Below are 25,787 nucleotides of genomic sequence, written 5' to 3'. Positions count from 1 at the left end.
GGATCCGTCGTCCCCGCGAAGGCGGGGACCCATAACCCCTGGCGCTTGCGGCTACGGCACAGCGACTTAACAAGGCCACGATTGCTTTCCCGAACACGAGTGACACGGCGTATGGGTCCCCGCCTTCGCGGGGACGACGCGCACATTTAAGCGGCGCGGTGCATTGAAACTCCCCCTCAATGCTTCCCCGCCCCCATATACCCGAACAAAAATCCCGCGACCTTGCGCTTCTGGATTTCCTCGCTGCCTTCGGTGATGCGGTAGCGGCGGTGATGGCGGTAGATGTGCTCGAACGGCTTGTGGCGCGAGTAGCCCATGCCGCCATGGACCTGCATGGCGCGGTCGGCGGATTCACAACACAGCCGGTTTGCCCAGAAGTTGCACATCGAAACCTTGTCGGACAGCGTGTGCTCGACCTGTGCCTGGGTCAGTTGATCCATTTCCCACGCGGTCTTGCGGATCAACAGCCGTAACATCTCCGCCTGCGTCGCGAGTTCCACCAGCGGCCACTGGATCGCCTGGTTCTCGGCCAGCGCCTTGCCGAACGGCTTTCGCTCGCGCGCATATTTGACGCTTTCATTGATGCAATACACCGCCGCGCCGAGTGAACTCGCGGCCTGCCGAATGCGGTTCTCATGGACAAAACATTGCGCCAGCGACAATCCACGTCCGATCTCGCCGAACAGCGCATCGTCGGGCACGAACACATCGGTAAAGCTGACCCGCGGATGATCGGTCGGCATGTTGAAGGTCCACATATATTCCTCGATCTTGACGCCTTTGCTGTCGGCCGGCACCAGGAAGCAGGTGATGCCGCGCGCATCGCCGTCATTGCCCGACGTGCGCGCGAACAGCGCGCAATGGCTGGCGATATGCATGCCGGTGGTCCACATCTTCTCGCCATTGATGACCCATCCCGCAACGCCGTCACGGGTGGCCTGCACCGCGCGGGTTTCCATGTGGGTGGCGTCCGAGCCGTGTTCGGGCTCGGTGAGACCGAACGTGATGCGGTATTTGCCAGTGATGGAGCCGTCGATCATCGCCTTCTGGTCGTCGCGGCCGTAGCGGTCGAGCATGGTCACCAGCGGCAGATTGCCGACAATCGAATGCTCGTTTTGCAGATCGTTGTGCAGGCCAAGCCCCTTCGACGCAAAATGCTCGCGGATCACGGCCATCCAGAGATTGGAACCGTCCTTGCCGCCATAACGCTTCGGGATCGCGAAACGCAGATGGCCGGCGGCGTCGGCCAGATTTTTGACCTTTCGCAACAGCGCTTCCCATTCATGCCGCGGCAGGCCGCCTTGATCGAAATCGGTGCGTGCCCATTCGCGGCGGTGGTCGAAGAAACGGATGTTGTCGTCGGCCTCTTCCAGAGGCTTGATCTCGCGCGCGATGAAGCGATCGAGTTCATCGAGATAGGCGACAAGGTCGGCCGGCAATGCGAAATCCAAGGCAGTTCCTCCACTTTATCTTTTTTGGCAGCGCCTGTTATCATCGGGGCCGCTCACTCGATTAAGCTGAGAAGACCGGCCCCAAGTCAAGTTAAGTCAAGCCAGCCACCGCGGCTTGTGGCGCGGAGCCTGCCGGCGTAATTGGATGGCATCGCAGGCCGAGGCCACGCTACTATTGCTACGAAATTCCTCGCCGCAGAAAAAGCCGCGCGGCGGAAAATCGCGCGGCAGACACCGCGACAGAACACAACGGGAGCAAACCACAATGGGAGCCAACATGGACCTGAAATTCTCCAAGGTGACGCGCAAGGGCCCGATCACGACGGTGACGCTGTCGCGCCCGGAAGTGTACAACGCGCTGCATATCGACGCGCATTTCGAACTCAACAAGGTGTTCGACGATTTCGCCGCCGATCCGGAACAATGGGTGGCGATCGTCACCGGTGCCGGCGACAAGGCGTTCTGCGCCGGCAACGACCTGAAATGGCAGGCCGCGGGCGGCAAGCGCGGCTGGGACAAAGGCGGCTTCGCCGGACTGACGTCGCGGTTCGACTGCGACAAGCCGATCATCGCCGCCGTCAACGGCGTCGCGATGGGCGGCGGTTTTGAAGTAGCCCTGGCCTGCGATCTCATCATCGCCTCCGACAACGCCACGTTTGCGCTGCCCGAGCCGCGCGTCGGCCTCGCAGCGCTCGCCGGCGGATTGCAGCGGCTACCGCGACAGATCGGGCTGAAGCGCGCCATGGGCATGATCCTGACCGCGCGCCACGTCTCGGCCAAGGAAGGTCTTGAGCTCGGATTCGTCAACGAAGTGGTCCCGCTCAATCAACTGATGGAGACCGCGGAGCGCTGGGCCGAGACCATCGCCAAGAACAGTCCGATGTCGATCCGCGCCTCCAAGCAGGCGATCGAAAAAGGCCTCGCGGTTTCGCTGGAGCAGGCCATGACCGAGCAGCGCGAATATCCGGCCGTGAAGGCGATGGCCGCGTCGCAGGACTACATCGAGGGCCCCAAGGCATTCTCGGAGAAGCGCGCGCCGAAATGGGTGGGGAAGTGACGTAGTCATTCCCCGGTACGCAATTGCGTACCTGAGGATGCGCTCTTGCGCAGGCCCGGAATCCATACTCCCTGTGTCCACGTCTAGTACCGAACAACAACACAGGGGTTATGGATTCCGGGCTCGTGCTTCGCACGCCCCGGAATGACGAAAGTGAAAGGCGGCGCTAACCATTCTTATTCTCGAATTCCCTCTTATACGACGCGTAATTCGGCTGATCGACGGCGAGCTTGTCCATCGTGGTTTGCCAGAGATGGTTGGACAGCTCAGGCGTTTGCAGATCGACCTCGCCCTTTGCAATCCTCTCCGACAGCGCGAGGTTAAGCTCCACCAGCGAGCCGTCGGCGCCGAGTAATTGCCTCAGCCGCGCGGTTTCCGCGGCGTCACTGGCCGGCTGCAGCGCCAGTTGTCGCGTCACCAGATCAAGCGCGTTGATGCCGACGCGCAGCTTGAAGGCGTTGTGGCCCTTGATGACGGGCGCGATCTCGTTGCGCAGGAAGTCCGCGACCGCTTTGATCAATTCGCCAGGTGTCGGTTCGTCCTGCATCTCAACTCCCCTTTATATTGGGCATGATCTGATCCAAAAACCGGATTCCACTTTTTGGGATCATGCCCGCGGCGCCAACAACCGCAACAGATCGATCTCGGTCTCCGACGACCGGCGCCCGATCATGGCGCGCTCCATCGAATGATCGGGGCCGGCGCGAAAGCGCTGCATCATGCCGCAGCACATCACGCCCCAGCGCAGCGTGCCCATCACTTCCCAGAACATCACGCGATCCGGATCGACCTTGCGTCCCGCCGCCTCGTAGCCGGCGAATAATTCCTCGCGCGACCCAAAACCACCGACCGGCTTGTCGATCTCGCCAAAGCGCCACGAATTGACGCAGATCCAGCCGAGATCCTCCATGGGATCGCCGAGATGGGCCAGTTCCCAATCCAGCACCGCGCGCAAACCGTCCGGACCGATGATGAGATTGCCATGGCGGAAATCGCCATGCACCAGCGTCACCTCGTCCGACTGACCCGGATCGCGCTCACGCAGCCAACGTAATGCCAGCTCGAACACCGGGCGCGGCCAATTGAACCCGCGGTATTCCCGCTCGAGATCCGCGATCTCCTTGGTCGCGCTCATCGTGCGCAACTCGGGCAATTTCGCCGCGTCCAGTCCGTGGATGCCGGCCGCGACCTCACCGAGCCGACGCGCCAGCAGCGGACGCGCGCCAGCGAATTGCGCGTCACGCAGGATCTTGCGCGCAATGGTCTCGCCCGCGATCCGCCGCATCACGAAACCAATTCCGAGTTGGTCCTGCGGTTGCAACACACCCATCACCTCCGGCGACGGCAGGCCGGCGGCGTGGGCAAGCTGCATCAGCGTTGCCTCGGCATCGAGCCCGGCCGCGCGCGACGGCGACGCGCCATAACCCGGTGGCGCACGGCGCAGGATGGCGCCGATGTTGCCGTCGGGATGCAGGATGTCGAACGACCAGGTCTCCTGGCTGGCGCCGCCGGACAGTTTTTCGGCGCCGCCGACGCCGGTCGCGCCTGGAACCCAGGAGGCGACACAGCGTCCGAGTTCGGCTTCGATCATCTCATTCATTTACCGTGGAATTTCGCCGGGCGCTTTTCCAGGAACGCGGTGACGCCCTCCTTGAAATCCACCGTCGAGCCCGCGGTACGCTGCGACTCGAATTCGAGGTTGAGCTGCTGCTCGAACGAATTTTCCGGGCTGTCCCAATAGAGTTTCCGGATCAGCGACAGCGCCACCGTCGGACCGTTCGCCAGATCATGCGCGAGCTTCATGGTCTCTTCCATCAAGGCCGCATCGTCATGGACCCGGTTGACCAGCCCCCATTCCAGCGCCTTCTCCGCCGGCAGCCGCTCGCCCATCAGCGACAGCTCCACCGACCGCGCCTTGCCGATCAGCCGCGGCAAGATCCAGGTCGAACCGCAATCCGGCACTAGGCCGATGCGGCGGAACGCTTGCAGGAAATAGGACGAGCGCGCGCACAGGATCATATCGCCCATCAGCGCAAAACTCATCCCGGCGCCGGCGGCGGGCCCGTTGACGGAGGTCACGATCGGGCAATGCAGATTGCGCAGGCGCCGCAGGAACGGATGGAACGCGGTTTCCAGCGCCGCCCCGGCGTTGCTCTTGCCCGGCTTCTGGTTATTGCGGCCCTGAAGGTTGGCGCCGGTGCAGAACGCGCGTCCGGCGCCGGTCAGCACCAGACAGCGCACTTCCCCGCGCTTGTCCTCGATCGCGTCGAGCGCCTCGGCAAGGCCGCCGAGCATGTCGATCGAGACCGCGTTCATGACTTCCTGGTGGTCGAGTTTCAGGACGGCAACGTGGCCGTCGAACTCCAGCGTGACGTGCTTGAACTGCATGGTTTCCTCTTTGGGTTTGGGCCCGCGTGATTGGCTCCGCGGTGGCTGTGATCCGAACTCTCCGGGCCATATTTGATTTTTCGGACGGCCTTGTCCATGGTTGGCTCAGAACATCGGCCTGCTTTTGTTTTTACCGCGTTTTCTTCACGCGAACCGGTAGCCACTTCGCTCGAAAACGCTATGGAACGCAGGCCACATAATAAGGAAATGGAAACGCGCATGAGCATTTTCGATCTTTCGGGCCGCGTCGCCGTGATCACCGGCGGCAATGGCGGTATCGGCCTTGGCATCGCGCAGGCGCTGAATGCCGCCGGCTGCAATGTCTCGATCTGGGGCCGCAACGCCGACAAGAACACAAGCGCCGCGGCCAGCATGGCCGCGGGTCCCGGCAAGATCGACACCCGCATCTGCGACGTCAGCGATCCCGCCTCGGTCAAGGCCGCAATGAAGGCGACACTCGATCATTTCGGCCGGGTCGACGGTTGCTTTGCCAATGCCGGCATCGGTGGCGGCGGACGGCGCGCCTTCATCGACCGCACCGAAGAGGAATGGCGCAAGATGTTCGCGACCAATCTCGACGGCGTGTTCCACGTGTTCCAGGCCGCCGCGCGCCACATGACCGAGCGCGCCGAAGCCGGCGACGGCTTTGGTCGACTGGTAGCGACCTCAAGCCTCGCCTCGCTGTTCGGCACCGCGCGCAACGAGCACTATGCGGGCACCAAGGCTGCGCTCAACGCGCTGTGCCGCGCGCTTGCCGTCGAACTGGCGCGCTACGGCGTCACCGCCAACGCGATCCTGCCCGGCTGGATCAAGAGCGACATGACCGCCGGCATCATGGCCAATGACAAGTTCGTCGCCAACGTGATGCCGCGGATTCCGGTGCGGCGGTTCGGCGAGCCCTCCGATTTCGGCGGCATCGCGGTCTATCTGATGAGCAAGGCGTCGAGCTATCACACCGCGGATTGTTTTGTGATCGATGGCGGGTATACCGCGTTTTGATCGTTCGTGCGGCGCGAAGTGCCGCCCCACCAAACACCGTCATACCCCGCGAAGGCGGGGTATCCAGTACGCCGTATCTTTTCGATTCCATCACGAGCGCTCTGGGATACTGGATCGCCCGCCTTCGCGGGCGATGACGTCAGGTAACTTCCCGTCACGCGGAAAAAGCCGCACCATCGCCGCTTGTGCAGGGCCCTCGCCGCCGTCTACATTGCCTCTAACGAGCGCTGAGCGCGCGCCCCCGACAACAACCTGCGCCGAACAACTGCGCCAAAGGGAGAACCCGATGAAACACGCCTACGTGCCGCGAACCACGACCTATAACCTCAATCCCGGCGAAGAGCTCAACGATCTCAGGATGTCGGACGAGGTCCGGCCGCTCTATGAGCACGTCAAGAAATTCATCCGGGAAACCGTCGACCCGATGTCGGTCGAGTTTTACCGGCTCGGCGAGGGCAAGACCGACCGCTGGAGTTTTACCGACGGCCAGCTCGAGGTGCTGGGCAAGGCCAAGGCAAAGGCCAAGGAAGAGGGCCTGTGGAATTTCTTCCTGCCCGATGACGAGACCGGCCAGGGGCTGAAGAATCTCGACTACGCCTATATCGCGGTCGAGCTCGCGAAAAATCCACTGGCCTCGGAAACCATGAACTGCTCGGCGCCGGACACCGGCAACATGGAAGTGCTGGAGCGGGTCGGCACCAAGGAGCAGAAGGAGAAGTGGCTGAAGCCGCTGTTGGCCGGCGAAATCCGTTCCGCCTATGCGATGACCGAACCCAATGTCGCCTCCTCCGACGCCAAGAACATTTCGACGACCGCCAAGCTCGAAGGCAACGAGTGGGTGATCAACGGCGAGAAATATTACATCTCGGGCGTTGGCGATCCCCGCTGCAAGATCATGATCGTGATGGTGAAGACCAATCCGGACGCCGCCCCCAGCAAGCAGCAATCGCAAATTTTGGTGCCCAAGGACACGCCCGGCGTCGAGATCCTCGGACCGATGCATGTGTTCGGGCACGATCATGCGCCGCGCGGCCACATGCATCTGCGCTTCAACAATGTGCGCGTGCCCAAGGAGAACCTCCTGCTCGGCGAAGGCCGCGGCTTTGAAATCTCACAGGTCCGGCTCGGGCCGGGCCGCATCCATCATTGCATGCGCACCATCGGCAAGGCGGAAAAGGCGCTCGACCTGATGGTGTCGCGCGGCCTGACGCGTGAAGCCTTCGGCAAGAAGATCGCCCATCTCGGCGGCAATCTTCAGATCATCGCGCAGGCCCGCTGTGAAATCGAGGCGATGCGGCTGATGGTGCTGAAAGCCGCCAAGGCGATGGACGTGCTCGGCAACAAGGAAGCGCGGATCTGGGTCAGCATGGTCAAGGCCATGGTGCCCGAGCGCACCTGCAAGGTGATCGACCAGGCGATCCAGATGCACGGCGCCACCGGCATCTCGCAATGGACGCCGCTGGCCGAAATGTACCAGGACGTGCGGCATCTGCGGTTTGCCGACGGCCCCGATGAAGTGCACTGGATGGTGGTCGGCCGGCACGAACTGAGCATGCCGTAGGCGTCTACTCCCGAAAGTGGCCGCAGCCGTCATTGCGGGAGCGCCAGCGACGAAGCAATCCAGTCTTTTCTTGCGGCCCTGGATTGCTTCGCTGACGCTCGCAATGACGGAGACTGGCTCGTAGGGTGGGCAAAGGCGCTCGCGCCGTGCCCACCTACCGGAGCCTTTCCAATGCAATACGCCCCTGCCGACCTCACGCCGCGCGAGCGCTATAAATTGCTGGCATCGTTCGTGCTGCCCCGGCCGATCGCCTGGGTGACCACGATCGGTCCCACCGGCGTGGTCAATGCCGCCCCGTTCAGCTTCTTCAACGTGTTCTGCGAGGATCCGCCGCTCTGCATGTTCGCCGCCAATCTGGCGCCGGACGGCCTGATCAAGGACACGGTGGCCAATATCCAACGCACCAATGAGTTTGTCGTCAACATGACCGACGAGCCGCTGGCGCAGGCGATGCACGAATCGAGCGGCGATTTTCCACCGGAGATCGGCGAGCCCGATTATCTCGGGCTCAAGCTCGCGCCATCGAGCAGAATCGCGGTGCCGCGATTGGCCGACGCGCCCTGGGCGATGGAGTGCAAAACCTGGAAGACCATCGACGTCAACAGCGACCGGCTGCTGATCATGGGCGAAGGCATTAATTTCCATATCCGCGACGAATTATGGGACCCGGCGGCGATGCGCGTGCACATGGAGCGCTACCACCCGATCGGCCGGATGTTCGCCGATCGCTACTGCCGCACTGACGACCGCATCGTATTTCCGGCGGCGGAAGGTGCGAAGCGGTAGGGCGGGTCAGCGAAGCGTAACCCGCCATTTCATTGCCGGTGAGCGGCGGATTACGCTCCGCTAATCCGCCCTACGCCATCACGCCTTCGTGGGCTCGCCGATCTTGTCCTGCGTCCGGGTGTCAAAATCGCCGGCGTCGTGGCGCTCGTGCAATTGGCTGGCGGGATCGCCGGAAATCCGATTGACGATGCGGCCACGTTTGACGGCGGGGCGCTTGGCGATGGCGTCGGTCCAGCGCTGCACGTTCTTGTAGTCCTGCACCGACAGGAATTCACCGCCGCCGTACAGCAAGCCCTTCACCAGGCCGCCGTACCACGGCCAGACCGCGATGTCGGCGATCGTGTAGTCGTGGCCTGCGAGATATTCATTGTCGGCAAGGCGCCGGTCGAGCACGTCGAGCTGGCGCTTGACCTCCATCGCGAAGCGGTCGATGGCGTATTCGATCTTGGTCGGCGCGTAGGCATAGAAATGCCCAAAGCCGCCGCCGAGATAAGGCGCGCTGCCCATCTGCCAGAACAGCCATGACAGGCATTCCGCCCGCGCCTGGCCGCTCGCCGGCAGGAATGCGCCAAACTTCTCGGCAAGGTGCAGCAGGATCGATCCGGATTCGAACACCCTTATCGGCGTCGGCCCGCTGCGGTCCATCAGCGCCGGGATCTTGGAGTTCGGATTGACGTCGACAAAGCCGCTGCCGAACTGATTGCCGTCGATCTTGATCAGCCATGCATCGTACTCGGCGCCCTTATGCCCGGCCGCCAGCAGCTCCTCAAGCATGATGGTGACCTTCTGGCCGTTCGGGGTTGCCAGCGAATAGAGCTGAAACGGATGTTTGCCGACCGGCAGCTCCTTGTCGTGGGTCGCCCCCGCGATCGGGCGGTTGATGCTGGCGAACCGGCCGCCGCTTTCCTTGTTCCAGGTCCAGACTTGGGGCGGCGTATAGGCGGATGGGTCAGTGACGGGCGCGTCGGTCATTCGGATGGGCTCCAGGAGGAACGAGTTAACTTGTAGGGTGGGCAAAGGCGCACTCGCGCCGTGCCCACCGCCGAGCGTTCGAATGGCATATGGTGGGCACGCTACGCTTTGCCCACCCTACGGGAGCGCTGAACTTCGCATTTTCGTCATTGCGAGGCTCTTGCGACGAAGCAATCCAGTTCTTTCTTGTTGCTCTGGATTGCTTCGCGGAGCCTGTCATCGGGCGGGCGTTCGCCCGACCCGTTGGCTCGCAATGACGGCGTTTATGACGCCGCAGCCGCCGCCCGCTTCGGCCGCTCCGCACCGGTCATCCTGAACCCCTGATAGCCCTTGGCTGCGACGTCGTTGCAGATCTGGCGATAGGCACCGACGCCGCCGATATAGGGCATGAAGATCCGCGGCTTGCCCGGGATGTTGGCGCCCATGTACCAGGAATTGGCCTGCGGATAGAGTGTGGCATAGGCGGCCTCGTTGACATGGGCGACCCACCTGTCCTCGGCGTCAGTCTCCGCTTCCATCGCCGCAAACCCGTGCGCGCGCATATAGCCGACGCAATCGGCGATCCAGTCGACATGCTGCTCGATCGAAACGATCATGTTGGACAGCACCGACGGACTGCCGGGGCCGGTGATCACAAACAAATTGGGAAATCCTGCGCTCATCAGGCCGAGATAGGTCCGCGGGCCCTCGGCCCATTTCTGATTCAGCGTCCTGCCGCCCCGGCCATGGATGTCGATCTTGGCAACCGACCCGGTCATCGCGTCAAAGCCGGTCGCCAGCACCAGCGCATCGACCTCGTAATCCTTAGCCCCGGCGCGCACCGCATTCGGCAATATCTCGCCGATGCCGCCATCCCTGATATCGACCAACGTGACATTCGCCCGATTGAACGTCGCGTAATAATCAGTATCGACGCAGATGCGTTTTGAGCCGATCGGATGATCGTTGGGTTGCAGCAGCTTTGCCGTGTGCGGATCGCTGACGATCTCGGCGATCTTGTCGCGGACGAAACTGGCGGCGGTGTCGTTGGCGGCCTGGTCGAGCACCAGGTTGTTGTAGACGCCCATGAAGGTCAGGCCACCTTTGGACCATCGCGTCTCATATTTGGCGTGGCGTTCATTGTCGCCGTCATCGAGCGCACCGCGATCGGGTATCTCCTGATAGATGCCGTTGCGCATGTCCTCGCGGGCGATGCGGCGAATCTCCGGATAGTTCGAGCGGAACGCATCGCGCTCCTCCGGCGTCAGCGGCGCGTTGCGTGCCGGAATCGAAAAATTCGCGGTGCGCTGAAATACCGTGAGATGGCTCGCTTGCGCCGCGATGACGGGTACCGACTGGAGTGCCGATGACCCGGTGCCGATCACCGCCACGCGCTTGCCAGTAAAATCGACGGGATGATGCGGCCAATGACCGGTATGATAGACCTCGCCTTTAAAATCCTTGAGGCCATTGATATCGGGCATTCGCGCATTCGAGAGGCAGCCGGTCGCCAGAATGACGTAGGCCGCGGTCACGGTTTTGGTTTTGCCATTCGCGGATGTGGTGACCGACCAGCGGTCGGTGCTTTCATCGAACACGGCCTGTTCGACGCGCGTGCTGAATTGAATGTCCGGCCGCAGATCAAAACGATCGGCGACGTGGTTGGCGTATTTCAAGATTTCGGGCTGCGGCGCGTAGCGCTCGCTCCAGTCCCATTGCTGCTGCAGTTCGTCCGAGAACGAATAGGAATATTGCATGCTCTCGACATCGCAGCGCGCCCCCGGATAACGGTTCCAGTACCAGGTGCCGCCGACGCCGTCGCCCTGCTCGTAGACCCGCACCGACAGCCCCTGCTGGCGCAGCCGGTGCAGCATGTACATTCCGGCGAAACCGGCACCGACCACGATGGCGTCGTAGGCTTCGGAGGATTGACCGGGAACGGATAATGAGGCGGACATCGATGGAAACTCCCACGGGATTCTTTGTTTGTTGCGAGCAGCATTCTCCGCACGACGCAAAAGCGCAAGTGACAAAACCGGTCGTCCCAAAACCGCATATTCTGCGAGGCGGAACGCAGACCTCATGGTGAGGAGGCGCACTTGCGCCGTCTCGAACCATGATATTTGTGGCACATCCTTCGAGACGCGGCCTGCGGCCACTCCTCAGGATGAGGTCCGTTCGTTGCCACGCTTGGCACAACCACCCATCCTGCGCTAGCGTTGCGGCAAGGCTCGCGTTCGACGCAAAACAGCCGCCCACAGGGAGTGGACACGACCATGAAATCGCCGATCTGCGAGATGCTGGGAATAGAATTCCCGCTGCTGGCCTTCAGCCATTGTCGCGACGTTGTCGCGGCCGTCAGCCGCGCCGGCGGCTTCGGCGTATTGGGGGCCACCGCGCATTCGCCCGAATCGATCGAGCAGGAATTGAAGTGGATCGACGATCACTGCGACGGCAAGCCCTATGGGCTCGACGTATTGATCCCGGAGAACATTTCCACCGCAGGCGAAAAGGACGTCACCTGGAAAAGCCTCGAAACGCGGATTTCGCCGGCGCACCGCGACTTCACGCGAAAACTGCTGAAGAAATACGGGGTCGAGCTCGCGATCACCGAGGTCGCCGCCAATCAACCGCAGCCGTTCGACGCGCAGCGCGCGCTGGAATTGCTCGAAGTCTCGTTCAGGCATCCGATCAAGCTGATCGCCAACGCGCTCGGCGTGCCGCCAAAGGCGATGATCGAGATGGGCAAGGCGCATGGCGTGCCGGTGGCGGCGCTGGTCGGCGCCAAGGAACATGCGCTGCGCCAGGTCGCCGCCGGTGTCGACATTCTGGTGGTACAGGGCACCGAAGCCGGCGGCCATTGCGGCGAAGTCTCCACCATGGTGCTGGTGCCTGAAGTGATCAAGGCGATCAAGCCGATCCGCGACGTGCCGGTGCTGGCGGCCGGCGGCATCATGACCGGGCGGCAGATGGCGGCGTGCATGGCGATGGGCGCCGCCGGCGCCTGGACCGGTTCGGTGTGGCTCGCCACCGTCGAATCCGAGACATCCGAAATCTTCCGCGAGAAGATGATCGCGGCGTCCTCGCGCGACGCCATTCGCTCCAAGGGCCGCACCGGCAAGCCGGCGCGGCAATTGCGCTCGGTCTGGACCGACGCCTGGGATCGCGGGCCCGACAGCCCCGGCGCGCTGCCGATGCCGTTGCAGTCGATCATCAGCCGCGACGCCTTTCATTCGATCGATCGCGCGGCGGCTGCCGGCAACGCCCAGGCCCGCGACCTCGTGAGCTATTTCGTCGGCCAGGGCGTCGGCCTGATCGACAGCGTGAAATCCGCAAGCGCCGTAGTCCAGGAATTCAAGGAAGATTTTATCGAGGCGATCGAGCACATGAACGCGCTGGTGGCGGAGTAGCTTTTCCTCGTCATTGCGAGGAGCGCAGCGACGAAGCAATCCAGTCTTGCTTGTTGCCCTGGATTGCTTCGCTTCGCTCGCAATGACGAAAAGCTTGATAGCCCTCCATGTAGAAAGCAAAGCAAGAAGAGATAATGTCGAACACAGCCCCCTTCTCCGAAGACCGCATTCCCGTCATCGTCGGCATCGGCGAGATCGTCGATCGTCCAAAGGACATCGCCGACGGCCTCGAGCCATTGGCCCTATTGGAACAGGCGCTCAGGCGCGCCGAAGCGGATAGCGGAACCAAATTGCTCGGCGAGATCGGCTCGCTCGACATCGTCAATTTCCTGAGCTGGCGCTATCGCGATCCGGAACGACAGCTCGCCGATCGCCTCGGCATCAAGCCCGCGCACGCGTATTACGGCCCGGTCGGCGGCGAAAGCCCGATCCGCTATCTGCATGAGGCCGCGCAGCGCATTGCGCGCGGCGAATGCAGCGTCGCGGCGGTCTGCGGCGCCGAGGCGCAGTCGACCGCGACCAAGGCGGAACGCGCCGGCGTCGATCTGCCATGGACGCCCTTTGCCAAGGACGCCGAGGAACCCAAGCGCGGCGCCGCCTTCCAGAAGCCGATCGCCGTCAAACTCGGCGTGTTCCGCCCGGTGTCGGTCTATCCGTTTTACGAGGCCGCCTCCGCGGCGCATTGGGGGCAGACCCCGCGTGAGGCGCTGGCCGAATCCGGCCACCTATGGTCGACCTATTCCGATGTCGCCGCGCAAAATCCCTCGTCCTGGCTAAAGCGGCACTACCAGCCCGAGGAGATCACGACGCCGACAACGGACAATCGGCTGATCGCGTGGCCCTACACCAAATTGATGGTGGCCAATCCGAGCGTCAACATGGGCTCGGCGATCCTGATGACTACGCTCGCCAAGGCGCGCGCCGCCGGCATCGCGGAAGACCGCCTGATTCATCTCTGGGGCGGCGCATCGGCTGAAGAACCGCGCGATTATCTGATCCGCGACCAGTTCTTCGAAAGCCACGCCCAGAATGCCGTGCTTAAGGCCGCGATCGATCTCGCCGGCGGCAGCGGCAAGGCGTTCGACGCGATCGAACTCTATAGCTGCTTTCCCTGCGTGCCGAAGATGGCGCGGCGAACGCTGGGGCTCGGTCCCGACGTGCAGCCCACCGTCAATGGCGGGCTGACGTTTTTCGGCGCGCCGCTCAACACCTATATGACTCACGCCGCCTGCGCGATGGTGCGAAAACTGCGCAGCGGGTCGAAGCTCGGCCTGCTCTACGGCCAGGGCGGCTTTGTCACCAAGCATCACGCCCTGGTGCTGTCGCGGCAGGCGCCGAAAGCCACGCTTGCGCAAGAGACCAGCGTCCAGGCCGAGGCCGATCGCAACCGCGGCGCGGTACCCGATTTTGTGACCGAGGCCAACGGCAAAGGCAAGGTCGAGAGCTTTACGGTGCTCTACGGCCGCAACAACGAGGTCGAGCACGGCGTGGTGATGATGCGCACGCCGGACAATGCCCGCGCGCTGGCCCGCATCCCCTCAACCGATCGCGCGACACTGGCGCATCTCTTGGATATGGATCGCACGCCGGTGGGGTCGACCGGCGATATCGTCACGGCTGAAGACGGCGTGCTGGAATGGCGGGTGGGGTGAACAAGTCAGCCGCACTGCCTTCTCCCCTTGTGGGAGAAGGTGGCCATAGGCGGCCTCCGGCCGCCGTCTTTGAAAAGGACGCCGATGCTTCGCATCGGCTGCGCGAAGTCCGTGCCGGATGAGGGGTAGCAACATAACGAGAGGCAGCGACCCCTCACCCGTCTCGCATCTACGATGCGATCCACCCTCTCCCACAAGGGGGGAGGGAAAGAGAGTTCACGAACGCTCGACAGTAAGCCAAGCCGGACATTGATGGTCAATGGGTGGGTATCGGTGCAATTGCAAGGTGGCCCGTCTTCGTGAGTGAGCCGCATCGGTAGACATCAAAGCGAGCCTCGCCGAGCCAGGAATAGTAGATCAGACCTGCGAGGCGCTTCTCCTGCGTGAGCTGGCGGAAATCCTCCATCATTTCCGGGACCAGCAGGCTGCGCGCCTTCTCATCGGAGGGACAGCTCTTGCTGTCGTTCGGGAAACCCCATTCCGTCACCCAGCATGGTTTGCCGGCGGGAGAGCACAGCGGCAGTACTAATTGCTGCAGGCGTCGCAGGCGATGGATGGCGGAGACCTTCTCGCCTGGGCCGTCAGCCCATGGGTAGGTGTGGAGATTGTAGGCATCCACCAGCCTGTCCACGCCATTGGCGCGAAAAAACGCGATCGTGGCGCCGGCACTCACACCGTCATAATTCTTCGGCGTCGGCCAGGCTCCCTCGGGACCGGCATCGACGAGGCTGGTGGGCAATAGCGGCGTGTGGGCGCTGAGCTTCGAACGATCCCGCACATCCTTCAACGCGGCCAGCACCTTCAGATATTGCAAATATCCTTTGGCAACCTGTTGGCCTTCAGGATCGTGATAGAGATCGTCAAGACCGAGCAGGCGTCCCTCGCCGGGCAAGCGAAAATCCGGGTTGTTGCCTGCCATGTTGATTTCGTTCTCAAGCTCGATGCCGGCCAGCGCTACGCCGGCGGCATCGAGCTTGTCGATAAACTGCTGGAAATAAATCCGGGACAGACCGGGGTCCAGAGATGAGATCGGCGGCCCTTGCCACATGCCGGGAAATTCTTTCGGGCGATAAGGCCGCACCGGCGCGCCGGGCGCGTACTTGCCGTGGAAGATCAGCACCACCCGGATGTTCTGCGTATAGGCGCGCTTGATGAAATCGAGGTTCTCGTCCTCTTTGTCCTCCATCCCGAACCGGATGACGCGCACGCCGGCGATTTTCATCTGGGCAAAAGCGGCATTCTGGTCCGCGACGCTGAACAGACTGGGATGAACGAAATTAACGCCGGTCAGGATGGCTTCGGCATGCGCCACGGCTGGAGCCAGGTACACGGACAGCGTTCCGGCAAGCCCCAAGAGCAGGCCGACGATTTCTTTGGGGCATCTCATGGTTTATCTCTGCGGCGCTTTGCGGCTATTGAACCAGATCGTAGCCGAGCAGTATTTCCATCCGCCCTTTGCCTTCGCAATCCGGCCGATTGGAGGCGAAGTGGGACGCCTCGCTGTCGGCGTAGCATTGGTAGAGCGGCTGCGTATTCGCTTGCTGCTGGGCATAGACCCAGCCCGCCGTGCGCAGCCGCTGATAGGCGTGCGCTTCGCAAAATCCCTTTTGCGCCAGTAGATGATCGGGATGTCCCGGACGTTCGCTGACGCAGTCTTCCACTTCGGTGGATGGTTTGCCCATGGGGGCGGCCGTCATCAGAAAGCCGGACCTGGCTTCAAGCTTGTAGGCGCTGTCATTTCCCGGCACCGCGGCCGTCGTCGACCAATGGTCGTGCAAGCCTGCATTGTACCAACGTGCGAGCGACACGCCGACCTGCGCGGAAGCCTGAGTGTCAGAGGTCGACACCGTGACATCGCGAAACACCAGATATTTCTGGCTGCCGGCTTCGTTGGGCTGCATGTAGGCGTAGACCAGCATCCATGAATTCGTGAGTTGATTGGCGCCGGTCGTAGCGTCGAGGATGACTGGATAGAAGATGAGCTCCGATGGAGCCGGGCGCTTCCACTCGCCGGGGTCGACGGCAAGCAGCGGCTCCGGCAGCGGCGTGAGCGTCGTGTGGTCGCGGCTCAGAAACAATCCGAGGCCGCCCTTGACCCAGCCTGTCAGCACGGTTTGGCCGGTAGACGTCCAGCGCGCCGCGCTGACGCCCGATCCATTCATGAGGCGTGTTGCTTGCCCTCCCAGGCCCGGTTGGTCCCAACTGCCCTGGAAGAATTTCATCCACTTGCCGGGACCAGGGCTGGACACCGGCGCGCGCGCGACGATCAGCGCTCCATCTCTGGCGCGAAAGCAGTAAGCATAATAGAAGCCATCCTGCCCGTTGACCGCCGTGCAATCGCCTTCACCGGTGTTCTTGTTCGCCGTGGGAGCGTCGGTACCGGTGATGATTTGCCCAAGGCCATTCCAGGTGAGGCCGTCATCGGTCGAAGTGGCGAGCGACATGGACTTGTGGGTTTGGCCAACCGGGTAGTTGCATGCGGTTTCATCGTGGATGAAACCCAGCACCGCGGCGCCGGCGCGCTCGGCATGGTTCAGCCATTGTCCGCACGAATAGAACGTTCCGGGCTTGCCTGGACGAAGCACCGTGTGCTCCGGCCCGCCCATATCGGATGGATACCTGCCGTCGATGGCGCGCGTATCGTTGTGGGCATCGAAACCACGAAAATGTCCGCCGGCGACCTGGATTTCGGTAAAGCGATTATCGGCCATGTCGGCCTTCGGCCCTCGAACAACATGCGGAAGGCCGACGCGAATGCTGATGCAGGCATCGCAGGGGTGGTCTTTTGTCGATGGCGCTGCGGCGGCTGCGGTCGCGGGATTCCAGCCCAACGCCGCGGCGAACAGAACCAGCCCGATCAAGCGCCGGCGAATGAGAACATGCGACATGAACGGTCTTCCGTGATCGAGCCGCGGTCGGTGCATGAAGAACCGCGCGCCTTTGGCCGCGGCATATCACACGCCTTTGGCCGCCCTACCCCTTCACGTCCTGCTTTTCGGAGACAGTCGCGGGCTTACCCTTCGGAGCAGCGACCCTAACCTGGTCGCCGTCGGAGAGGCCGTCGGGCGGCGCCACGATGATGCGGTCGTCCGGCGAGATGCCCGAACCCAGTTCGATGTCGCGGCCGAGATCGCGGGCGATGGTCACGGTCTTGAACAGCACCTTGTCGTCGGATCCGACGGTCGCGACCCGCAGGCCGCTCTGGTTGAAGATCAAGGCGCTCGCCGGAATATGCAGCGGCACCGCGTCACGCGTCAGCGACATCCGCACGTTGGCGTAGCCGCCCGGCATCAATTCGCCCTTCGTGTTGTCGAGCCCAAGCTGCATCCTTGTCGTACCGGAGTTGACATCGACCGATTGCGAGGAGGCCTCCACGGTCGCGAGGAAAGTCTTGGTCGGATATTCCGGCATCGTGATCACGGCCTTGGCGCCGATCTTGATCGCGGGCACATAGGTCTGCGGCACGTTGACATAGACCCTGAGCTTCCTGATGTCGGAAATCGTGAACATCGCCGGACCGGTGGTGCCGCCGGCGTTGATCAGGGCGCCGACGTCGGTGTCGCGCGAGGTGACGATGCCGTCGAACGGCACGGTGATCTTCTTGTAGCCGGCCAGCGCCTCAAGCCGCTCGACATTGGCCTGGTCGGCCTTGACCGAGCCGTTCTTGTTGGAGAGATCGGCGGTGCGCTCATCGATTTCCTGCATCGACACGAAATTCGACGCGATCAGCGTTCTGCGGCGGCCCAAGGTCGCCTCGGACAATTTCGCGCTGGCTTCCGCGCTGGCGAGATCGGCGCGCGCCTGCAACAGCTGCTGGTCGAGGTCCGGCGCCTCGATTTCGGCAATCACGTCGCCGGTCTTGACCCGGGCGCCGATGTCGGCGCTCCAGCTCTTCAGATAACCGCTGACGCGGGCAAAGATCGGCGCGCGGTTATAGGCTTCGAGCCGGCCCGGCAGATCGAGGGTGGGGTTGAGAACCTTGGCGTCCGGCAGCGCCACCGCCACCGTCGGGATGGCCTGGGTGTCGGTCCATTCCTTGAGCTTGGTGTCGGAATCCTCGCGCGCCCGGATACCGGTAATCACGACCAACACCGCGACGATCCCCGCCAACAGCCCAACGATACCAAGCTTCCGGCGAGAGACCGGCGGGCGGGATTCAGTGGGCATGCGAATTCTCCGGTGAGTTGGGGCGGTTGGCGTCTTGCGTCTTAGCGCCTTGCATTTTGTGTACCATACTAAAAACCACGGGAACAAACATCAGGGTGGCAATGGTGGCGAAGATCAGCCCGCCGATCACCGCGCGGCCGAGCGGCGCGTTCTGCTCGCCACCCTCGCCGAGACCGAGCGCCATCGGCGCCATGCCGATGATCATCGCCAGCGCCGTCATTAGCACCGGTCGGAAACGGACGAAGCCGGCCTCGATCGCCGCGGCGACGGGGTCGCCAAGTTCTTCATAGCGTTCGCGCGCGAAGCTGATCACCAGCACGCTGTTGGCGGTGGCGACGCCCATGCACATGATCGCGCCGGTCAATGCCGGCACCGACAGCGTGGTATGGGTCGAAAACAGCATCCAGACGATGCCGGCAAGCGCTGCCGGCAATGCGGTGATGATCACGAACGGATCCGACCAGGACTGGAAGTTCACCACGATCAAAAGATAGATCAGCACGATCGCGGCCAACAGCCCGAACAGCAGCCCGGAAAATGCGCTGTTCATGGTCTGCACCTGGCCGAGCAGGAACACCGAGCTGCCCTTTGGCACGTCGCCGGCGGTATCGGCCATCGCCTGCCTGACGTCGGCGGCGACCGCGCCGAGATCGCGTCCCTGCGGCGTCGCATAGATCTGTACCAGCGGCTGGATGTCGTATTGCGAAACCACCGCGTTCGATGTCGTACGGCTGATGTTGGCGATGCCGCCGAGGATCGGCGCCACCGCGCCGCCGGCGGTAATCGGCAACATCTGCAGCGCGCTCATGGAATCGAGTTGGTATTGCGGCGTCTGCAACACGATCGAGTACGACACACCGTTTTCGGGATTGAGGTAATAGGTCGGAGCGATCTGCGCGCTGCCCGCCAGATTGACGACCAGGCTGTTGGTGACGTCGCGCTCGGTCAGCCCGACATATTGCGCGCGGGTGCGGTCGACATCGATATTGAGGCTTGGATTATTCGGCGACTGCTGGATGCGCGCATCGGCGATGCCGGGAATCCGTCGTATCCGGCTCAGCAGCGAATTGGCATAGGCGAAATTGGCCTCGAGATTGGCGCCGCGAATCTGCAGATCGATCGGCGCCGGCGCGCCGAAATTGAGGATCTGGCTGACGATATCGGCCGGCAGGAACGCGAACGTCATGCCCGGAAAGGCGCGCGGCAATTGCTCGCGCAGCGCCTGGACGTAATCGATGGTCGGCTGGTGGCCCTCTTTCAGCTTGATCTGGATGTCGCCGTCCTGCGATCCGATCACGCCGGTGTTGTTGTAGGTCATGTTGATGCCGCTGATCGGCATGCCGATATTGTCGGCGAGCGTCTCGATTTCGCGCGGCGGGATGATGCTGCGGATCACCTTCTGGACGTCGGCGAATTGATTGGCGGTTTCCTCGACCCGGGTGCCGACCTGGGTGCGGACGTGCATCAGGATCGATCCGGCATCGACCGATGGAAAGAAATTCCGCCCCAGAAACGGCACCAGCAGGAATGAAACGCCGACGAAGCCGAGGAAGCCGATCACGAACAGCGGCCGCCGTGCCATCGCCATCGTCAGGAGATCGCGATAGCCGCCGCGGACCCGCTCGAACCGCGCCTCGAAGCCGCGCTGGAATCGCACCAGCGGATTGCGCGAGCGCGGCCGCGCTTCGTTCTCATCATGATGGGTATGCGGTTGCAGCAGATATTTCGCCATCGTCGGCACCAGCGTGCGCGACAGGATGAACGACCAGATCATCGCGAACATCACCGCTTCGGCCATCGGCACGAACAGGAAACGCGCCACGCCCTGCAGGAAGAACATCGGCACGAACACGATGCAGATGCACAGCAACGAGACAAAGGCCGGCGTCACGATCTGGTTGGCACCGTCCATGATCGAGACTTCGACGCCCTTGCCCTGCTCGAGATGGTAGTTGATGTTTTCGATCGTCACGGTGGCGTCGTCGACCAGGATACCGACCGCGAGCGCCAGGCCGCCGAGCGTCATGATGTTGAGGGTTTCGCCGATCGCCGACAGCATCACGATGGCGCCGAGCACCGCGAGCGGGATCGAGGTGGCGATGATGATGGTGGAGCGCCAGCTGCCGAGAAACAGCAGGATCATCACGCTGGTCAACAGCGCTGCGATGACGCCCTCATAGGCAACCCCGGTGATGGCGCCGCGGACGAACACCGACTGGTCGCCGATGAATCCGATCTTGAGCGCATCGGGCATCGAATCCTTGACGTCGATGACCTTCTGCTTGATGCCGGCGATGATATCGAGCGTCGAGATCGAGCCCGCCTTCAGCACCATCATCAGCACCGAGCGATTGCCGTCGACGTGAACGATATTGGTCTGCGGCGGGTTGCCGTCGCGCACGGTGGCGACGTCGCCGACATAGACCATCGCGCCGTTCACCGCCTTGATCGGCAAAGTGGCGAGGTCCGCGATCTTGAGCGGCGAATTGTTGAGCTGGATGTTGTACTCGAAGCCGCCGATCTTCTGCGTGCCGACCGGCGTGATCAGGTTCTGCGCGGCGAGCGCGTTGGAGACGTCCTGCCCGGAGAGCCCACGGGCCTGCAGCGCCACCAGATTGAGGTCGATCTGCACCTGGCGCTGCTTGCCGCCGAACGGATAGGGGATCGCGGCGCCCGGCACCGTCACCAGCGGCGTACGGAGCTGGTTGATGCCGATATCGGCGAGGTTCTGCTCGGTGAGGCCTTCACCCGACAGCGCGACCTGGATGATCGGCACCGTGGAGGCGCTGTAGTTCAGGATCAACGGCGGCGTCGCGCCCGGCGGCATCTGCTTGAGCAGCGTTTGCGAGATCGCGGTGACCTGGGCGTTGGCGGTCCGGATGTCGACGTTGGGCTGGAAGAAGATCTTGATGATGCCGAAGCCATTGTAGGAATTGGCGACGATATGTTCGATATCGTTCACCGTCGTCGTCAGTGCGCGCTGAAATGGCGAGGTGATGCGGCCGGCCATCTGGTCCGGCGGCAGGCCGGTGTATTGCCAGACCACCCCGATCACGGGAATTCGGATATCGGGAAAGATGTCAGTGGGCGTCCGCAGCGCCGCCAGCGGTCCGAGAATCAGGAGCAGTAGCGCCAGCACCACAAAGGTATAGGGCCGGCTCAGCGCGATACGGACCAGTGCGATCATAAGTCAGGTGTTCCAGGGGCCCGCTCAACGACGGGGATTGGCGTCCAACCGGCCAATTCGTTCCGGTTGATTTACCCGAAACCGGGCGAAAAAGCCAACGCCCGGAAGCTTTTCCCCCCTTCACTTCGGCGGCACCCGCCCCCCGGATAGGGCTACCGACGGGACCGCCCCCTTAAGTTGTTTGGGGGCGGATTTTGGCGGGGCGCACGCGCGGCCGGATCAGGCCGCCCGGACCGAACTGAGGAACTTGCCGACCTCGAGCTTGAGGCGGTTGCTGTCGGTCGACAGCGACTGGGCCGCCGCCAGCACCTGCGAGGAGGCCGAGCCGGTTTCGCTGGCGCCGCGCTGCACGTCGGTGATGTTGGCGGAAACCTGCTGGGTGCCCTGGGCGGCCTGCTGCACGTTGCGGGAAATTTCCTGGGTCGCCGCACCCTGCTCTTCCACGGCCGCCGCGATGGTCGAGGAGATCTCCGACAGTTTTTCGATGGTGCCGCTGATTTCCTTGATCGCGCCCACCGAATCCTGGGTCGCGGCCTGGATGCCGGTGATCTGCTGGCCGATCTCGCCGGTGGCCTTGGCCGTTTGTTCCGCCAGCGCCTTCACTTCCGAGGCCACGACCGCAAAACCCCGGCCGGCTTCACCGGCGCGCGCCGCCTCGATGGTGGCATTGAGCGCCAGCAAATTGGTCTGGCCCGCGATGGTGTTGATCAGCTCGACCACGTCGCCGATCCGCGCCGCCGCCTTCGACAACTCGCTGACGCGGTCGTTGGTCTTGCGGGCCTGATCGACGGCTTCACCGGCCATCCGCGCCGATTCCTGCACCTGGCGGCTGATCTCATTGACCGACGAGGCCATCTCCTCGGTGGCGGACGCCACCGACTGCACATTGGTGGAAGCTTCTTCGGAAGCTGCCGCAACCGCGGTGGTGAGGGTCTGCGCACGCTCAGCGGTCGCCGACAGCGTCCCGGCGGAAGCCTCGAGTTCGGTCGAGGCTGACGACACGGTATCGACGATCTCGCCGATCATCGCTTCGAACTCTTGGGTAATGTTATCGACCCGGCGGCCGCGTTCGATCTTGGCTTCCGCGTCAACGGCGGCGGCCTCATCGGCGGCATTCTTGGCGATCAGCGCTTCCTTGAACACTTGCAAGGTGTCGGCCATCGCGCCGATTTCCGTCTTCTCGCCCTGATGCGGCACCATCGCGGTCAGCTCGCCCTTGCCCAGCGCCTGCATCGGCTTCACGATCGAGTCGATGCCGGTTGAGATGTCGCGAACCACGTAGAAGCTGACGGCGGCGCCGATGACGACGGCGGCGCCGAGGATGGCCACGATCATCATGAAGGCCGATGAGAAGGTGTCAGCGGCGTCCTGGGTGGCCTTGATGGCCCCCCTGTCATTGAGGTCGATATCCTTCTTGAGGATTTCGTCGGCCGCGAGCCCGATCTTGTTGACCGTCTTCGTATTCAATTCGTGGGCCTCATGCGGCGTCTTGCCGGCTTCCTTGCGGGAAAGCGCCATCACCTCTTCGGTGCCCTTCTTGTAATCGTCCCAGGTCTTCGACCAGTCGTTGTAAAGCGCGCGTTCTTCCGGGGAAGTGATTACCGACTCGTAAGTCTGACGGAGCTTCTGGTTCGCATCGACCACACCGGCCAAGGTCTTTTCCGAGGCCTGCTTCTCCTCCAGCGTTTCGGCCAGCATGTGCTCCCGAACCACGTTGCGATAGGTGATGACGCCCGAGCGCAACTCGCCCAGAATCTTGACACTCGGCATCCAATTGGTCGCGATGTCGACCGTGTTGGCGTTCATCGCGCGCATTTCCTGGACCGCGAGGAAGCCCATGCCTGCGATCGCGACGAGCAGAAACGACACCAGCGCGATAATTTTGGAACGGATCGAGAGCTTGGCGAACATGGCTGAAAATCTTTTGGTTGGCGCGTTGGCGCTGCGGGAACGATGACGCGGCGATGAGACGAGGCAGTAAATACCCCGTGACAATAAACCGCTGGTTCCTGCGTTTACGTTAACCAAGGCTCCGTAGGATTACGGGCAGCCAGCCGCGACGGCCGAACGATCAGCCAGCCGAAATCGTCAGCGCATCAGCTTGAGGGCATCGGAGAAAAACTCCGGACCACCGAAATTGCCTGATTTCAAGGCAAGCAACATATCGCCGGCTTTGGCGCCGACGGCACGCAGAACCGGCACGCCCGCAGCGATTTCTGCGCCAACCAGGAAGCCGGGGATGCCCAGCCGATCCACCGCAGCGCCTGAAGTTTCACCACCGGCGACGACCAGCCGCCGCACGCCCGCCGACACCAATCCTTCCGCGATATCGGCCATCGCCTGCTCGATCGCATGCCCGGTTGCATCCCGGCCATGACGTGATTGCAGAGCTGCGACCTCCTCGGGCGTCGAACTCGAGGCGATCAGGACCGGGCCATCCCTCAGCCGATCCGTCGCCCAGGCCAGCGCGCGGCGGGCTTCGCCCTTGCCCGCAATGACCTGCTCTGGATCGAGATGAAGCACCGGCATCACCTGCCCGGCATTGGCGACCTGAAGCAGCGTCGCCTGCGAGCAACTGCCGGCCAGGCAGGCCGCGGGCCCGCCGACCGGCGTGTCGGCGATCGCTCCCGATGTCGCCTGCGATTTGGTCCTGCCGGAGGCCACCAGCGCGCGGGCAAGCCCAAGCCCGATGCCGGAGGCGCCGACCGAGAGCCGGTGCTCCAGCGCCACCGCGCCGATGGTCTCCAGGTCGGAGGCGAACACCGCGTCGACGATGACGGCGCCGACATTCTGCCCGGCGAGCTCGACGAGTTTGTTGCGAACGGCCTCCGGTCCGCGCGCCAATGCCGCGAGATCGAGCAGCCCGATCCTTGTTTTGCTTTGGCGCGCCAGTACCCGCACCAGATTGGAATCATGCATCGGATTGAGCGGATGATCCTTCAACGGACTCTCATTCAGCGGCACCGATCCGACGAACAGATTGCCCTGATAGACGGTGCGGCCGGTCTCCGGAAACGCCGGGGTCACCAGCACGATCGTATCGCCGGAATCGGCGCGCAGCGCATCCATCACCGGGCCGATATTGCCGGCGTCGGTGGAATCGAAGGTCGAGCAGATCTTGAACAGCACATGATCGGCGCCGCGCCCGCGCAGCCATTTTTCCGCCGCGCGCGACCGCGTCACGGCGTCGGAAGCCAAGATCGAGCGGCTTTTCAACGACACCACCACGGCATCGACGTCGGGCAGCGGAAAATCATCCGCGGGCACGCCGATGGTCTGCACCGTGCGCAGGCCGGCGCGGGTCAGCGTGTTGGCAAGGTCGGAGGCGCCGGTGTAATCGTCGGCGATGCAGCCCAGAGACAACTTTCCGGCTGAAGTCACAGCTTTACTCCGGCGTAGGAATTGAACCAGCCGAGGCCATCGGTGGTCTTGCCGCGCGGGTTGTATTCGCAGCCGACAAAGCCGCGATAGCCGAGCCTATCGAGCTCCGCGAACAGGAACGGATAATTCAATTCCTCGCCATCAGGCTCGTTGCGCGAGGGAATGCTGGCGATCTGGACGTGGCCGGTGATCGACATCATCTCGCGCAGCCGCATGGTGACGTCGCCATGAATGATCTGGCAGTGATAGATGTCGAACTGAAGTTTCAGGTTCGGAATCTTCAACTCGTTGATCAGGTCGCACGCAAAGCCAAAATCATTGAGAAAGTAACCCGGCACGTTGCGCGGGTTGATCGGCTCGATCACGACGTCGAGGTCGTGCGGCGCGAAGAACTCAGCGGCTGTCGCCACCGATTTGCGGAACGCCGCAACCGCCTTGGCATCGCCGCGGTCGGCGATACCGGCCATCAAATGCACCCGCTTGACGCCGGTCGCTTTCGCATAAGGCAGCGCGGTGTGCAGGCTCTGTTTCAGATCGTCGAACCGTTCCGGGAGCGAGGCAAAACCTTTTTCGCCGGCGGCCCAATCGCCCGGCGGCAGGTTGAACAAGGCCTGCGTCAGGCCGTTGCGTTGCAGCCGTTCGCCGATCGCCTCGGCCGGATGTTCATAGGGAAACAGGAATTCGACGGAGGTAAAACCTGCCCTGGCGGCCGCGTCAAAACGGTCGAGGAATGGCACTTCGGTGAACATCATCGAGAGATTGGCGGCGAAACGGGGCATCCTCTGTCCTCTTTTTGA

At 62.8% G+C, this 25,787-nt stretch carries 19 protein-coding genes; 6 read left to right on the top strand and 13 right to left on the bottom strand.

Annotation, left to right across the window (positions count from 1 at the left end):
* Window positions 1-176: 176 nt before the first annotated feature.
* A complete protein-coding gene (locus GSQ88_RS20730) occupies window positions 177-1,451 on the bottom strand; it encodes an acyl-CoA dehydrogenase family protein (RefSeq protein ID WP_159009612.1) in 1,275 nt (424 codons plus the stop codon).
* A 277-nt stretch (window positions 1,452-1,728) separates the two neighbouring features.
* Here GSQ88_RS20730 and GSQ88_RS20725 point away from each other — a divergent pair, with 277 nt between their 5' ends.
* Window positions 1,729-2,508 (top strand): enoyl-CoA hydratase-related protein, encoded by a 780-nt coding sequence (locus GSQ88_RS20725; RefSeq protein WP_159009611.1) that lies wholly within the window; start codon window positions 1,729-1,731, stop codon window positions 2,506-2,508.
* Window positions 2,509-2,674: 166 nt separating this feature from the next.
* On the opposite strand, the gene GSQ88_RS20720 is transcribed toward GSQ88_RS20725, so the two are convergent.
* Genes GSQ88_RS20720 through GSQ88_RS20710 form a run of 3 tightly spaced genes read right to left on the bottom strand, consistent with a single transcriptional unit; the run spans window position 2,675 to window position 4,896 of the window.
* Complete coding sequence (locus GSQ88_RS20720) at window positions 2,675-3,055, bottom strand: DUF6285 domain-containing protein (RefSeq protein WP_159009610.1); 381 nt, start codon at window positions 3,053-3,055, stop codon at window positions 2,675-2,677.
* A gap of 60 nt (window positions 3,056-3,115) precedes the next feature.
* Window positions 3,116-4,099 carry a phosphotransferase family protein gene (locus GSQ88_RS20715; protein WP_159009932.1) on the bottom strand — a complete coding sequence of 328 codons (984 nt, stop codon included), beginning with the start codon at window positions 4,097-4,099 and terminating at the stop codon, window positions 3,116-3,118.
* Between the two features lie 5 nt (window positions 4,100-4,104).
* Window positions 4,105-4,896 carry an enoyl-CoA hydratase/isomerase gene (locus GSQ88_RS20710; protein WP_159009609.1) on the bottom strand — a complete coding sequence of 264 codons (792 nt, stop codon included), beginning with the start codon at window positions 4,894-4,896 and terminating at the stop codon, window positions 4,105-4,107.
* Window positions 4,897-5,115: 219 nt separating this feature from the next.
* On the opposite strand from GSQ88_RS20710, the gene GSQ88_RS20705 reads away from it, so the two are divergent.
* The 3 genes from GSQ88_RS20705 to GSQ88_RS20695 all read left to right on the top strand — a co-directional run bounded on the left by GSQ88_RS20705 (window position 5,116) and on the right by GSQ88_RS20695 (window position 8,242).
* Window positions 5,116-5,895: an SDR family NAD(P)-dependent oxidoreductase gene (locus GSQ88_RS20705; RefSeq protein ID WP_159009608.1), complete on the top strand. Its 780-nt coding sequence runs from the start codon at window positions 5,116-5,118 to the stop codon at window positions 5,893-5,895.
* A 286-nt stretch (window positions 5,896-6,181) separates the two neighbouring features.
* A complete protein-coding gene (locus tag GSQ88_RS20700; protein WP_159009607.1) occupies window positions 6,182-7,456 on the top strand; it encodes an acyl-CoA dehydrogenase family protein in 1,275 nt (424 codons plus the stop codon).
* A gap of 171 nt (window positions 7,457-7,627) precedes the next feature.
* The gene (locus GSQ88_RS20695) at window positions 7,628-8,242 is read left to right on the top strand and encodes a flavin reductase family protein (protein ID WP_159009606.1); all 615 of its coding nucleotides are present in this window, start codon (window positions 7,628-7,630) and stop codon (window positions 8,240-8,242) included.
* A 78-nt stretch (window positions 8,243-8,320) separates the two neighbouring features.
* Here GSQ88_RS20695 and yghU read toward each other — a convergent pair whose 3' ends face one another.
* Both yghU and GSQ88_RS20685 read right to left on the bottom strand, forming a co-directional pair.
* Window positions 8,321-9,214, bottom strand: coding sequence for a glutathione-dependent disulfide-bond oxidoreductase (yghU, locus tag GSQ88_RS20690; RefSeq protein WP_159009605.1), 894 nt, complete (start codon window positions 9,212-9,214; stop codon window positions 8,321-8,323).
* A gap of 263 nt (window positions 9,215-9,477) precedes the next feature.
* Entirely contained in the window at window positions 9,478-11,151 is a 1,674-nt protein-coding gene (locus GSQ88_RS20685; protein WP_159009604.1) for a flavin-containing monooxygenase, read from the bottom strand.
* Window positions 11,152-11,469: 318 nt separating this feature from the next.
* Here GSQ88_RS20685 and GSQ88_RS20680 point away from each other — a divergent pair, with 318 nt between their 5' ends.
* Window positions 11,470-12,603: a nitronate monooxygenase gene (locus tag GSQ88_RS20680; protein WP_159009603.1), complete on the top strand. Its 1,134-nt coding sequence runs from the start codon at window positions 11,470-11,472 to the stop codon at window positions 12,601-12,603.
* Window positions 12,604-12,737: 134 nt separating this feature from the next.
* Window positions 12,738-14,255: an acetyl-CoA acetyltransferase gene (locus GSQ88_RS20675; RefSeq protein ID WP_159009602.1), complete on the top strand. Its 1,518-nt coding sequence runs from the start codon at window positions 12,738-12,740 to the stop codon at window positions 14,253-14,255.
* Window positions 14,256-14,511: 256 nt separating this feature from the next.
* On the opposite strand, the gene GSQ88_RS20670 is transcribed toward GSQ88_RS20675, so the two are convergent.
* From GSQ88_RS20670 to otnI, 7 genes are all read right to left on the bottom strand, one after another.
* Window positions 14,512-15,567 (bottom strand): hypothetical protein, encoded by a 1,056-nt coding sequence (locus tag GSQ88_RS20670; RefSeq protein WP_159009601.1) that lies wholly within the window; start codon window positions 15,565-15,567, stop codon window positions 14,512-14,514.
* Between the two features lie 100 nt (window positions 15,568-15,667).
* Complete coding sequence (locus tag GSQ88_RS20665) at window positions 15,668-17,143, bottom strand: hypothetical protein (protein ID WP_159009600.1); 1,476 nt, start codon at window positions 17,141-17,143, stop codon at window positions 15,668-15,670.
* 85 nt (window positions 17,144-17,228) lie between these two features.
* Entirely contained in the window at window positions 17,229-18,422 is a 1,194-nt protein-coding gene (locus GSQ88_RS20660) for an efflux RND transporter periplasmic adaptor subunit (RefSeq protein ID WP_159009599.1), read from the bottom strand.
* Complete coding sequence (locus tag GSQ88_RS20655; RefSeq protein WP_159009598.1) at window positions 18,412-21,609, bottom strand: efflux RND transporter permease subunit; 3,198 nt, start codon at window positions 21,607-21,609, stop codon at window positions 18,412-18,414. Before GSQ88_RS20655 ends, GSQ88_RS20660 begins: the two co-directional genes overlap by 11 nt.
* A 219-nt stretch (window positions 21,610-21,828) precedes the next feature.
* Window positions 21,829-23,520 carry a methyl-accepting chemotaxis protein gene (locus GSQ88_RS20650; protein ID WP_159009597.1) on the bottom strand — a complete coding sequence of 564 codons (1,692 nt, stop codon included), beginning with the start codon at window positions 23,518-23,520 and terminating at the stop codon, window positions 21,829-21,831.
* Between the two features lie 177 nt (window positions 23,521-23,697).
* Window positions 23,698-24,990, bottom strand: coding sequence for a 3-oxo-tetronate kinase (gene otnK, locus GSQ88_RS20645; protein WP_159009596.1), 1,293 nt, complete (start codon window positions 24,988-24,990; stop codon window positions 23,698-23,700).
* The gene (gene otnI, locus GSQ88_RS20640) at window positions 24,987-25,769 is read right to left on the bottom strand and encodes a 2-oxo-tetronate isomerase (protein ID WP_159009595.1); all 783 of its coding nucleotides are present in this window, start codon (window positions 25,767-25,769) and stop codon (window positions 24,987-24,989) included. The genes otnK and otnI overlap by 4 nt, the downstream gene beginning before the upstream one ends.
* Between the last annotated feature and the right edge of the window lie 18 nt (window positions 25,770-25,787).

It is taken from the genome of Bradyrhizobium sp. S69, from assembly GCF_009766005.1.
In the GTDB taxonomy this organism is placed as follows: domain Bacteria; phylum Pseudomonadota; class Alphaproteobacteria; order Rhizobiales; family Xanthobacteraceae; genus Bradyrhizobium.
The sequence above is the reverse complement of the archived record's forward strand: the minus strand, read 5'-3'. Positions and strand labels throughout refer to the sequence as shown.